The following is a 12227-nucleotide window of genomic DNA, read 5'->3' on the forward strand; positions in this document are numbered from 1 at the left end:
AATCATGCATAAGTGGAGAGCATATCGCTCTTCATCAGCCATTGCGTCAGCCGCTGTTTTAAGCGGGCCGGTAACAACGGGATCCGGTTCAGCTCCCGGATGAGTTCCAGCCGCAGCGGCGGCTGGTCTCTGCCATTTAAAATGGTGCCCAGCAATGAAATCTGATCTGCACCGAGCAGGGTCATCGCTTTTTTCAGCTGGCTGGAGCTGGTTACACCGCCCATCACGACCAGAATGGTCTGATCACAAACACTGGCAACGCAGTGGGCAGGAATATTACCCCGGTTGATGTTGAGCAACGGCGATGTGTCCACAATCACCCGGTCAAATTGTTGCAGCCAGCTTTGCATCTGCCCGCTGAGTATGGCCGGATCTTTATAGCGCAGCAGCGTCGCCGGTTCGCCGGGAATACTCAGGCCGGTGAACAGGCGGGATGTTTCTTTATGCTCTATCCATTGCTCAGCAGTGTCTCCGGGCAGCATGCTGATGTCACTGAAGGCCGGATTGAACAGATTCAGGTCAACCAGCAGGGTTTGGTGGCCGGCCAGCAGGTATCGTTCGGTCAGTGCACTGGCGACCGAGGTAACGCCTTCTCCGGTCTGGCAGGCGGTAATACAGACCGAGCGTGCACCTGCCATTTCAGCAGCCAGATAAATCTGTTCAACTTCAGCATGGGTTGCAGGAATCATCAGAGTGCTCCTATCAGTAAGATGGTGGTGGTCATCCGGAACACATCATCAAAGGCCTGCCGGGCTTTTTCCATCAAACTCTCACTGCGTTCCGGAATAAAGATGGTGTCGCCGGTACGCAGGACCGGCAGGCCATAGATGTTGGCGGTCTGGCTGAAGTTGACCAGATCAAACGTCCGGGCCTGATTCTGACAGCAGGACATATTGACGATGGTGATTTTCTCCAGATAAGCCGACTTACTTGGTCCGCCCGCTTCAGCCAACAGGTCAAGGATGGTCATATTGTCATTGAAGACATAACGGCCGGGTTTGTTGATGGCACCCAGAATCCGGATGGTCGATTCTTTGGAACGCTCCAGCCAGTTACGGTTCTTCTCCGGGATATAAATCGTATCGCCGGTTTTCACGTCCGGCAGCAGGTTTTCATCGCCGGTTTCAAAGTACAGTGACAAATTCAGCTTGCTCACTCTGGCATAAGGCTGATCGCGGTGCGTTACCCGGATATTATGGATATCTGCATCCTTGGTGGGGCCGTCTGCTGCTGAGAGAATATCCAGAAAATGCATCTCATTGGTGAAGCGGTAGCGTCCGGGCGCATTGACCTGGCCGAACACGTAGATGGAGGCTTCAGAGCTTTGGCGCACCCATTGTGATTTGTTGTCAGACGGATCCTGCGGCAGGTCATGAATCCGGATAATCGAGCCCGCCCGGATTACCGGCATGTCGCTGGCCGGTGCGCCTTTGGCGATAAACTGGTCCAGATCGAACTTCAGTAACGGCTGATCCGGCGTCACGATTTCAATCCGGGTGGTATCAGCACGCAGTGTGGGGCCGCCGACGTGAGATAATAAATCCATAAAATTCATTTCGTCTGACCATTCAATCCGCCCCGGCCTGACGACTTCACCGATGACATTGACAGCGCGGTCCGGTGAAACTTTCAGCCACGACTTTTCATTCATATCGACTTTTTCCGGGACAAAAATCGCATCGCCGGACTGAATCGCGGGCGGTGCCTGTTTGGATAAGCCTTCGGTATAGGCCGTCAGGTCAAAACGAATCACTTCCCCATTGGCCTTAATAATCCGGATTTGCCGGGCTTCAGCAAACCGGGTCGGCCCGCCAGCGTTGGCGAGAATATCCATAAAGGTTGCGCCGCTTTTACCTTCAAACGCACCGGGGCTGGCGACTTCGCCCATGATATAAACCATGTTGGCGCCGGCTTTGATTTCTTCCTCCTGTTTTGGGATAAAAATCGTGGTGCCGGGTGCGATTTCAGGCAGCAGCGACGTGTCACCGGAATCGAGATAAGACTTGAGATTAAACAGCTTCGGCGCGTTATTACTGATGACCCGGATTTGTTCGACGGCAGCGTAGCGGGTGACGCCGCCGGAGCGCATCAGAATATCGACCAGATCGCTGTTGGCTTTATAGGAGAAAGAGCCGGGAGCGTTGACTTCACCAAAGACCTTGATGGCCCTTTTTGAGTCTGCGCTGTCACCGGCGTTCGCCAGTTTTGCTGCATCAAACTCCTGCTCAATGTTGCCGACAATCGGTGAAGCCGGGACAAACAGCACATCCATTGAACGCAGCGCCGGTAGTACAGAGTCATCACCGCTGTCGAGAAAATTCTTGTAGTTGAATTCCTGTTTATCACCACGTCGCTTCAGCTGCATTTTATCCAGCTGGGCTCCGGCCCGTGCGCCCCCGGCTGCATGCAATGCGGTCTGAATCCCGGCATGACTGGGCAGCGTGTACTCCCCGGGTGAAGTGACATAGCCCTGAACCGAGATAATCATCTGTTGCTCCGCAATAAAAATGCTGGCGTTAGACGTATCGCGAAAGACTTTATTCAGCGCATCCATGATGGTTTGATTCAGCTGTGCTTCGTTATAGCCAGCGACATAAACCGGGCCGATTTCCGGCAGGGTAATCCGGCCGCGCTTGTCGACCTGAAACCCGCGGTTCAGAGCTTCTTCCCCCGGCAGGTTGACCTGAATCAGGTCACCAATCTGAATGGTTTCTGTCGTCGCCTGCAGCGGGGAGGCACTGAAAGTCAGTAATAACATCAGTAGTGGCAGATACATTGTTTTCAGTCGCAGATACACAGTCTTCAGTGACAGATAAGTCGCTTTCATGTCATTGTCCTCCCTGGCTGACGGCCATGCCTGCCTGCTGTTCTGACAGGATTTCGATGCTGACCCGGCGATTGGTCAGGCGGGCTTCCGGAGCATCGCTCTTATAGCGTGGCAGCGATTCTCCCAGTGATTCTGTTTTGATACGTTCGGGTTTCAGGCCAAATATCATCAGGTAGCGTTTGACCTGTCTGGCTCTTTCCATCGCCAGCTTTTCATTGTGTTCTTCTGTGCCTGTCGTATCGGCATGACCGGTAACAGTCAAAGACAGGTGCGACATATCCCGCAGCAGCAGCACGGCCTGCGCCAGTTGCCCCATATAGACCGGATTAATCGCGTACGAGTTGAGAGCGAACTGATTGTCACTGTTCAGCAGGTGGTAGATTTCATCAATCCGGGTCAGTTCCTGCCTGAATTGCTGCTCATCTGCCGGTGGCTGACAACGGGCGTGTCGGGTGACATAGCCCAGCTGGTTTTCAAGCTTATTGAGCCGTTTCCGCAGGATGATTAAATCATTGGCGGCATCGGTTAGTAATCCGCCGCTGATTTCACGGGCGATACGGTTCTGTGTTTCCTGGGCCTGAACCACCGTCGCCGGGAAGCACCATTTTGCGCCTTCCTGAATCAGGCTGTTGAGATGAAGTTTTGCCAGTTGCCAGTCAAAACGCAGACCGTGTTCCGGTCCCAGCGGTTCGTCCGGCATCACCGGGGAGAATTCTGCAGACATGTATTGCTCGGCCATGCCGCCCTGACCCGCATCGGGATAGCTGACGCATCCCTGAAGCAGAAGGGCCACGAGAATGACGGGAAGATGAAGGTTTAAGCCGGACAATTTCATAGACATGCAGACTCCCTGGTATTGATGCTAAATGACTTTCAATGCGTATGAGAATTCACCGCAATCGTGTTGCTGATTCTCAGCAGGTGGATGATTTCCAGTGGCTGACCGGAGGCATTTTCGATGCGCATATTGCGTTTCTTTTCAATCAGTCGTTTGTAGAGGTAAACCAGTGCGCCAACGCCGGAAGAGTCCATAAACTGAACGGCACTGAAGTCGAGTTCTACTTCCCGGTGCGGTTCAGCCCAGATAATTTCATCAATCACCGGCTGAATGTTGCGGGTGCCGTCTGCATCGAGGTTGCCGTTGAACTGTAAAGTCAGGCGGATGTCGTTATCGTTGATTTTGTTAAGTTCCATGATCGTATCTCCTGTGTGTGTTGTACAGGAGACAGAGCAGAATGTGTGCCAGAAAAATAATGTTTATTTTTCAGTTGGTTGGATGAATTTTCTGGGCGGCTGTCAAATTGAGAAACCGGATTTATCAAATTGAGAATCGTGTTGAAGCAGGGAGTGACGTTCTTGTCTTCTATCCATGCAACCTTAATCTTGCATCTTCAGGTTGCTTGGGTATACATGTTATTTGAGAGAACCTGCTTCTTATCTGTCCTGCCCGTTAATGTGGCGGGTTTATTCGGGCTGACAGAGTTTCTTCCCGGCAATCGCTTTGACTGTCTGCACGACCAGCCATAGCAACAATAAGGACAGGAAGGCGAGTAAAATTTTTGCGAACATATCAAACCAGAAGCTTTGCAGTAAATGTCCCATTTTCGTGGTGGCAATCGTCAGGGCCGCCAGCGGGAAAGAATAAGCCCACGACGAAATAAAGAAAGGGATGCGGATAAAGCGGAGAATATTACTCAGCAGCAGCATACTGAGAAACAGTGCAATGTAATAAAGGATCCGGCCGGTATTATCCAGTCCGCCGGTCAGCGCGCTGTATGAAATAAACCCGATGGAAGGGGGCGCGAGTAAGATGAACAGCATCGGGGTCAGCCGGGCAGGCAGCGGTTCATGGAAGAATAACCGGTAAAGAATCATTGTCATCAGGACGACCCAGAATACAATTCCGATACTGAAGAAAAACCAGCTTAACTCGATGAAGCCCAGATGGACGCCGCTGATCGGTACAATCACATTACCCACCACCGGGATAAACCAGCTGGGATTGGCATGAGATAACGTATAGTGTGTATGGTGAATCCAGCTGTTCATCACATAAAGTGTCATTAGAAACTGAATCAGGGTACCAGCGCTCCAGAGAAGCAGAGAAGTTTGTTCATGACTGTTCCAGACCACAGATAACAGCAGCAGGCTGATGGAAAAGGCCGGGAAAAAATTCAGCCTGACCGGATGGTGCAATTCGTCAAGCACCGCCTGCGGATACCGCACCAGCTTCATGAAATAGATTCCCGAAATGACCAGCATAATTGCTGAAGTGAAGATTCCCAGATTCAGGGTCGCTGATGGCAGCATATCTGCGCCAGCCGTCTTCCAGGCGATTGTCAGCCCGCTCAGTCCCATCACCATGGCAAAAAAAGACACAGGAAAATGCATCAGGCGGCTGGTTGCCTCTGTGTCGGGCTGTGTTTGTACGGTATTCATAGGCACCTCTTTGACAACCATCATTCTGAATCCGGAAAACCAGACAGAATTGTTATTTAAGATAAATCTAATATAGATAATGCTAATGTATGTGCTGTCTTTGAGACTAATTGATATTACCTATAGCTGTGATAGATGGTTCCTTTCAATATAATTTTGTTTCTATATCAGACTGACGTCTTAAAAAGAGCGTTATGTGAACAATATATCATCATCATTCTGATTTAATGACTAATTTAATTATTATCGGAATGGATTATTTAGTTGGGGTTTGCCAATGAGTCATGCATGGAATGGGATGAACAGACGCCGGTTTTTGCAGTTAAGTGTTGGTGCCGCCGCCGCCGGGTTACTACCGGTTCCCGGTATGGCAGAAGAAAAGCTGAAAACCCGTGCCAGAGTTTTAATCATTGGTGGCGGAGCGGCTGGTATTGCTATGGCAAACCGTTTTGCTCAAAGTCTTGACGGCGCGAAAATTACCGTAGCCGGTGCCCGGATTCCGCATATATATCAACCCGGTTTAACGCTGGTAGCTTCTGGCTTATGGGAACAGAAAAAGGTGGTCACGGCGACTTCTGACTGGCTGCCTGAGGGGATAACCTGGATCCGGCATAACGCCAGTGAGTTTGACCCGGATAATAAGACCGTTCAGCTGATGAATGGTCAGAAAATTCCCTATGATATTTTGATTGTCGCGCCCGGCTGTCAGCTCAATTATCAGGAGATAGAAGGCATGTCACCGGCGCTGATTGGTCAGCATGGTATCGGCAGTGTTTATGCCGGCCCCGAAGCGGCGACCAAAACGTATCAGATGATCCGGTCTTATATTAATAAAAACAGCGGACAGGCAATTTTTACCTTATCCAATACACCGATTAAATGTGCAGGTGCGCCGTTGAAGCTGACTTTTCTGATGCTGGATCATCTTGAGAAAACCGGACGGAGAGAGAACTATGATGTCCGGTTTGTCTCGCCTTATGACAAAAAAGTGTTTTCCATCCCTTATTACAATGATTTTGTGCTCAAACGCTGGCAGCAACAGCAGGTCGGGTTTCTGGATAACCGGGTACTGACGGCAATTGACGGCCCGGCGCAGAAAGCCACATTTACCCAACCGGATGGTGTGCAGGAAACTCTGGACTTTGACTTTATTCATGTGGTGCCACCGATGAGTGCACCGGATGCTATCCGGAACAGTGAACTGGTTTGGCAGGAAGGCAGTATGGCCGGTAACTGGGTGGAAGTGGATCAGTACAGTATGCAGCACCGGCGTTATCCGGAAGTGTTTGCCATCGGTGATGTGGCCGGTACTCCATTCGGAAAAACTGCTGCCAGTGTAAAACTACAGGCGCCGGTTGTGGAAGCCAATGTACGGGCTTTTCTGGCTGGTTCGGAGCTGACTGCAACATATGATGGTTATACGTCCTGCCCGCTGATAACTGCCGTTGGCAAAGCGGTGCTGGTTGAGTTTGGTTATGGCGGGAAATTACTGCCGTCTTTTCCGTTTATTTCGCCGAAAGAAGAGTCCTGGCTGGTCTGGATGATGAAGGAAAAAATGCTGCAACCGGCCTATTACGCCATGCTTCATGGTGCGGTTTAAGGAGGTGACACATGCCTGTTGAAAGTATTTTGATCGTTTTATTTTATAGTGTGAAGCCTTATCTCTGGGTGTTGGCTCTGTTTCTGATGCTCCCGGTGTGCGAGTTTTTGTTCATTCCGCCCGATTACCGCTTGATGGGGAACGGAATGCATCTGCTTGTCAGCCTTGCCGTCGGAATTCTGACCGGGCTTGCGGTCCCTTCTCTGATGATGTCACAACTGAGTTATGTTGTGACGATAGCTGACTGGGCTGCGCTGGTGTTGATCATGCTCGGGATCAGTGTATATGTCTGGCTGATACTCAGGCCGCTGAATCGTGGGATTGGCTGAGCCTGGCGGAACCACAGCCCCTGACAACAAAGCAGTAACACTGCCTGAAATCCGGGCAGTTGTCCCCGCGAGCTGGTGTCCGGTGTTTACGGGACTAATCATTCGTTGAATACAGTTCTCTTTTTTTGGGTTTCACTTTTCATCTGCGTCTGTTATCGCGTACTATTTTTATTTCTTTATATACCCAAATGACCGGAATGCTGCATCTTCAGGTTGTTTAGGTATAGTTTTTTTTATTATCAGTTCAGGTTAGGTTAATGGCCCCCCAACAAGAAGCAGCTCAGGTACTCAGAGCCTGGAATCAGGTTGAATTTTTCCGCACTTATGCCGTGCCGGATCTTCAAGAATCGCCGGTCCCGTCGGTGGCGATCAAAGCCGGTGAATTAAATGAAAAGCAGAATTTTCTGTTGCCGTGGATTGCCACTCAGCTCAAACCCCGCCTGGGCATCGATACCTATAAGAAAACCACATATACCCTGTATCTTGGATTGTTTGATCGGGCAGTTCTCAGTCATATTGCGGAGAAAAAGTTCGGCTTTAATCCGCGTAGCGATGAGGAAACGGCGCAGCGTCTGGACCGGGAAGGCTGGAGCTGCTTTGCGAAACTGACGCTGGATGAGCATGGAACTCCCCTGTTTGAGACTCTGTCTGTCAGTACCCTGCCGTGGGCGATAGGGCAGTTATTGCATCAGCAGAGCGCCGAATTTTCCCTGACTTTATTTGATGCGGATAATGAAAAGCTCAAAGAGGCGATGAGCCGTATTCAGTTTGGCCTGCCGCCGCTGCGAACCAGTCCGGGGAAAAAAGTGCTCGACTCAGAGGCGATTCACACACTGGTGGAAGCCTTGTATCAGTGGGCCGGATTAGATCCTCAGGATTTGGTATTGCCTGGCGCTCAATCTGACTATTTGTTCCAGATGGAATTTTCTCAACAGCCGGAAGTGCCGGATTTACAATTCAGCAAGCGTGTTTTTGCCGGACATTCACCTGACGATGAGCCGGAACAGGACACCGCGCCGCTTGCGATTCTCAATTCCGCTTATCTGCGGGATATTGAGCGTGCCGCCCGTTGTATCGAACGGGGAACGGCTGGTGCCGGGCTGATGCAATTTCTGGGTAAAGCGCCGGAACGTTATGCTGACCTGTATCAGGACAAAGCTTTGTCGCTGATTGCGGCGCATTTTCATCCTGGCTGTACACCGCCGGGACGCTGGCCGTCTGATATCTCTGAACATTTGTCATTTATGCAGCAGTTTACGGTCAATGCGACATTTAAGTCACTGGCCGAAGAAGGTCTAATCTCAGTCAACAGTCCGCCGGGCACCGGTTCAGCGGCAGTGGTGCAAAATGTGGTGGCACAAAATGTTGTCGCCCGGGCCAAAGTACTGGCCGGGTTTGACGATGTTGCTGAGGGCCTGACGAAAGAGGGCTTTCTGAATCCGGTGCTGACCGGGTTTGAAATGGTGCTGGCATCGGCGCATTACCACACAGCAGAGCAGCTGACCCGGGAATTGTCCGGGGTGACGTCGCTGGCGAAATGTTACCGGGATCTGGCCTGCTTCAGGCCGGTTGCGCATCAGATGAATGCGCCCAGACACAGAAACCGGCTGCAACCGGTTGAAAATCCGGATGAACGGGTCTGGAGTACCATTGCCGCTGTTCTGGGCACTAAACAAAAACGGGAAGACTTCTGCGACCGGGCTTTTCAGGAGAATTTCTGGAAGAAAGAACCTCCGGCAGAACGAGACCCGGCCAGCGATCATCTGAATCTCTGGCAATATAAACAACGCTATACCGGCCTGTCATTTAAGACGGCAAAGCAGCAGTTTCAGAATGCACTGGCCGGGTATGAAGCACTGAATAGCAGTTTTATTCAGTACGAAGAGCTGCAACAGGTGCAGGAAGAAAACCGTCAGTTGCAGGCATCGCTTAAAGCACAGCTCAGCGGGCTGAAGCAAACCGAAACGACACTGCGTGTTTCTCTGGCTGCCCATGAAGAAAACAAAGTCAGCCTGAAGCGGGAAATTGAAACCGGACAAACTCAGCTGGAAGCGATTTATCCACAGCAGCCGGGCTTTTTTGCCCGTTTATTCAATCTCGATTCTAACCAGCAATATCAGCAGCGTTTGCAGCAGCAGCTCGACCAGTTGGCAGAGTTACAGCGACAACTGGATGATGAAACGCAAACCGCGGAAATCCATCAGCATGAGCAGGACGTGAATTTACATCATCAGGTGGCGATTGAACGTGAGTATGAAGCGATCAATGCTGATCTGGTGGAAAACCAGCAGGTGCTGATTCAGATTAAAGAACAGCTGAAGGAATGCAAACTGCCTGGTGATGATCTGCGAATGACGGATCCGCAGGTACAGCAGCAGGCTTTCTGGCATAACCGCAAGACCAATCAGTTGCGTTCAGAAGTGTTTATCACTGCCATGACTTTACATGAGGCGTGGCTGATGGAAGCGCTGGATAACCGGCAATTTGCCGCGCAGTTCCGTGAGCTGGAAAACCTGTTAACCGGCGCTCCGGTAACGCAGAAAAACCTCAATCCGCTGGCCTTGTGGCAGATGCTGTTTATGCTGACTCCTGTCATTTCGCTTTCTTTACCGGCTTTCAGCCGGATGTTTGCCGCGCTGCCGGAGCAATCTCTGGGCTGGTTGATGATTCAGCAGGCCGGAGAGGCAGAACCACAAGCGGCCATTGGCGCATTAATGCGGACAAAACGCACACTGGTGATTGGCGACCCGCTGCAATCTGAGCCACCGTTGATCGCGCCGCCACAGTTGATTCAGGCGCAGTTGTCCGGCGATCTGGGCGGACAATGGCAAACATGGGATCCGGCCAGCTGGTCATTGCAGAAAATTGCTGATCGGGTCAATCCTTACGGCTGTACGCTGAACGTTGCGGGTCAACCGCAGTGGATCGGCATTCCGTTATGGGTGCACCGTGGCTGTGCGGAACCGATGTTCAGTCTTGCCAGTCAGTTTGCTTACCATGACCGGTTAATTCCGGGTCAGGGGGAAAATATGACAGTCCGGCCACATCCGGTGCTGGGAGAAAACCGCTGGATTCATACACCAGGCCGGTGCACTGATAAACAGTATAAAGAATCTGTGGGCGCAGAAACGCTGACGCTGCTCCGTCAGGCGGCAGCACAGCCGGAAACGGTGGAAGGGATTTACATCATGTCGCCATTTAAAGCCATTGTTTCCGGTGTGCGCAGTTATCTGGCAGAAAACAGTGACACGCTGCGGGAAGCGCTTGGCTGGGACCAGCATACACTGGACTACTTTCTTCGTCGTCATATTGGCACCATCAGTGATTTTCAGGGACAGTCGAATGAGACGGTTATCCTGCTGCTGGGCTGTGACATTGAAAAACGCAACAGCGCAGAATGGTTTACTGCGCATCCGAATCTGATCAACGTAGCGCTGACCTGCGCCCGGCATCATCTGTTTGTGATTGGGGATGCGACCATCTGGCAGGACAAACCGTATGTTGAATCACTGTGTCAAATGCTGCTGAAAGAAGAAGATAGCAAAGCAGTGGCAGAGGTTTAAGTGATTTCCGGATAAGCCGGGAAATAATCCCCGGCTTATCCGGACATATTTATTTACAATTTATCCGGCAGCGTTATTAAATGTCCTCTCTTTCAGTAACTCAGTGCCTGAATGTCTTTCAGGCACTTTTTTGTGAAACTCATCTAATATTATATTCAGGCAACCTGAGCTCAGTTCCTCCAGGCTGCCCTGAAAAATTAAATTTATGATGATCACAAGGGTTCAATATGAAAAGAAAAATACTTCCGGCAATTTTATGTGCAGTTTTGTTAGGTGGCTGTTCTGCACAAACATTTCTGGTGAACGGCAGTAATGGCGAAGTTCCAACCTCTCAAAAATCTCAGCATTTCTTTGTGTATGGTATTGGTCAGGAGCAGGAAACGAATGCGGCTGAAGTCTGTGGTGGCGTAGACAAAGTGATTAAAGTCGAAGCACAGCAAACCTTTATTAACGGACTTTTAGGTGTGATTACCTTTGGTATCTATACGCCAAGAGATGCCAAAGTTTACTGTAAAATGTAGTGGTTGCTTTCAATGGTTAAAATATTCTGAACGGAAAAAACCTGTTGTGCCTGCTGCAGGTTTTTTGTTTGTATCGTCAACTCATTCATACCTCCGATAAATTAACCTCAAATCATCAAATTCGCTGGTGAGATAACGTTCATTCAGAGCGATTCCAACTATCATAAAACCTGAACTTGTGGATATGCAGGAATCATCATGCGATTTGCGATTGCTTTGCTGTTTCTTCTTTTGCCGCTACTGTCTGTGTCCGCAGAAACGGCCACTCAGATCGTGGATAAATCTGACCGGCAGATGCAGGGGCAATCCAGCTATAGTGTTGCGACGATGCGGATTGTCCGCCCGGAATGGACCCGCAGTATGACAATGAAAAGCTGGACCAAAGGCCGGGATTATTCGCTGGTTCTGGTGACCTCTCCGGCAAAAGACAAAGGCAGTGCTTCCTTAAAACGGTTCCGCGACATGTGGAACTGGATTCCCGCCATTGAACGGGTGATTAAAATCGCGCCCTCGATGCTCAGCCAGTCCTGGATGGGCTCTGATTTTACTAATGATGATCTGATTAATCAGTCCTCGATTGTGGTCGACTACCGGCACAAACTGGTGAAGCAGGAGCTGTTTGACGGTGAGATGACTTATGTGATTGATGCCATCGCCAAACCGGATTCACCTGTGGTCTGGAGCCGGATCCGGCTGTGGATTTCCACCCGGACTTACCTGCAACGTCAGGTTAAGTTTTTTGATGAATTTGAAGAACTGGTCAATACCATGAAAACCTTTGATATCCGGAACATGGGCGGGCGCATGGTTGCCAGCCGGATGGAAATGTATCCCGCCGATAAACCGGGCTATAAAACCGAGTTTGTCACCCATGAAGCCCGGTTTGATTTTGCGATCGACACCAGCTTCTTCTCTCTCAGTCAGATGAAATCGCTGCGGGAGTAACAC

Annotated in this window: 10 protein-coding genes; 5 read left to right on the plus strand and 5 right to left on the minus strand. The window is 50.5% G+C overall.

The window, feature by feature from the left end:
* Positions 1-2 precede the first annotated feature (2 nt).
* The 5 genes from OC443_RS02075 to OC443_RS02095 form a co-directional block, all read right to left on the minus strand.
* Positions 3-689, minus strand: a complete 687-nt coding sequence (locus OC443_RS02075; protein WP_200796883.1) for a P-loop NTPase family protein — start codon at positions 687-689, stop codon at positions 3-5.
* Positions 689-2758, minus strand: coding sequence for an SLBB domain-containing protein (locus tag OC443_RS02080; RefSeq protein WP_234976327.1), 2070 nt, complete (start codon positions 2756-2758; stop codon positions 689-691). Before OC443_RS02080 ends, OC443_RS02075 begins: the two co-directional genes overlap by 1 nt.
* 70 nt (positions 2759-2828) lie before the next feature.
* The gene (locus tag OC443_RS02085) at positions 2829-3662 is read right to left on the minus strand and encodes an OmpA family protein (RefSeq protein ID WP_073580048.1); all 834 of its coding nucleotides are present in this window, start codon (positions 3660-3662) and stop codon (positions 2829-2831) included.
* 38 nt (positions 3663-3700) lie between these two features.
* Positions 3701-4021 (minus strand): STAS domain-containing protein, encoded by a 321-nt coding sequence (locus OC443_RS02090; RefSeq protein ID WP_073579978.1) that lies wholly within the window; start codon positions 4019-4021, stop codon positions 3701-3703.
* Between the two features lie 270 nt (positions 4022-4291).
* A complete protein-coding gene (locus OC443_RS02095) occupies positions 4292-5290 on the minus strand; it encodes an SLAC1 anion channel family protein (RefSeq protein ID WP_262021632.1) in 999 nt (332 codons plus the stop codon).
* A gap of 253 nt (positions 5291-5543) precedes the next feature.
* Here OC443_RS02095 and OC443_RS02100 point away from each other — a divergent pair, with 253 nt between their 5' ends.
* The 5 genes from OC443_RS02100 (at position 5544) to OC443_RS02120 (ending at position 12224) form a co-directional block, all read left to right on the plus strand.
* The gene (locus OC443_RS02100) at positions 5544-6866 is read left to right on the plus strand and encodes an NAD(P)/FAD-dependent oxidoreductase (RefSeq protein ID WP_073579979.1); all 1323 of its coding nucleotides are present in this window, start codon (positions 5544-5546) and stop codon (positions 6864-6866) included.
* An 11-nt stretch (positions 6867-6877) separates the two neighbouring features.
* Positions 6878-7195, plus strand: coding sequence for a hypothetical protein (locus OC443_RS02105; protein WP_073579980.1), 318 nt, complete (start codon positions 6878-6880; stop codon positions 7193-7195).
* Positions 7196-7452: 257 nt separating this feature from the next.
* Entirely contained in the window at positions 7453-10758 is a 3306-nt protein-coding gene (locus OC443_RS02110) for a DEAD/DEAH box helicase (protein WP_073579981.1), read from the plus strand.
* A 227-nt stretch (positions 10759-10985) separates the two neighbouring features.
* Positions 10986-11279, plus strand: coding sequence for a Bor family protein (locus tag OC443_RS02115; RefSeq protein ID WP_073579982.1), 294 nt, complete (start codon positions 10986-10988; stop codon positions 11277-11279).
* Between the two features lie 198 nt (positions 11280-11477).
* Complete coding sequence (locus OC443_RS02120) at positions 11478-12224, plus strand: outer membrane lipoprotein-sorting protein (RefSeq protein ID WP_073579983.1); 747 nt, start codon at positions 11478-11480, stop codon at positions 12222-12224.
* Positions 12225-12227: the final 3 nt, after the last annotated feature.

Source organism: Vibrio quintilis, assembly GCF_024529975.1.
GTDB classification, from domain to species: domain Bacteria; phylum Pseudomonadota; class Gammaproteobacteria; order Enterobacterales; family Vibrionaceae; genus Vibrio; species Vibrio quintilis.

What these genes read in the sequence shown, in the direction of transcription:
- OC443_RS02085 (WP_073580048.1), bottom strand. Translation starts at nt 3,662, where the DNA reads ATGAAATTGTCCGGCTTAAACCTTCATCTTCCCGTCATTCTCGTGGCC.
- OC443_RS02105 (WP_073579980.1), top strand. Translation starts at nt 6,878, where the DNA reads ATGCCTGTTGAAAGTATTTTGATCGTTTTATTTTATAGTGTGAAGCCT.
- OC443_RS02115 (WP_073579982.1), top strand. Translation starts at nt 10,986, where the DNA reads ATGAAAAGAAAAATACTTCCGGCAATTTTATGTGCAGTTTTGTTAGGT.
- OC443_RS02120 (WP_073579983.1), top strand. Translation starts at nt 11,478, where the DNA reads ATGCGATTTGCGATTGCTTTGCTGTTTCTTCTTTTGCCGCTACTGTCT.
- OC443_RS02090 (WP_073579978.1), bottom strand. Translation starts at nt 4,021, where the DNA reads ATGGAACTTAACAAAATCAACGATAACGACATCCGCCTGACTTTACAG.
- OC443_RS02100 (WP_073579979.1), top strand. Translation starts at nt 5,544, where the DNA reads ATGAGTCATGCATGGAATGGGATGAACAGACGCCGGTTTTTGCAGTTA.
- OC443_RS02110 (WP_073579981.1), top strand. Translation starts at nt 7,453, where the DNA reads ATGGCCCCCCAACAAGAAGCAGCTCAGGTACTCAGAGCCTGGAATCAG.
- OC443_RS02080 (WP_234976327.1), bottom strand. Translation starts at nt 2,758, where the DNA reads ATGTTATTACTGACTTTCAGTGCCTCCCCGCTGCAGGCGACGACAGAA.
- OC443_RS02075 (WP_200796883.1), bottom strand. Translation starts at nt 689, where the DNA reads ATGATTCCTGCAACCCATGCTGAAGTTGAACAGATTTATCTGGCTGCT.
- OC443_RS02095 (WP_262021632.1), bottom strand. Translation starts at nt 5,290, where the DNA reads ATGATGGTTGTCAAAGAGGTGCCTATGAATACCGTACAAACACAGCCC.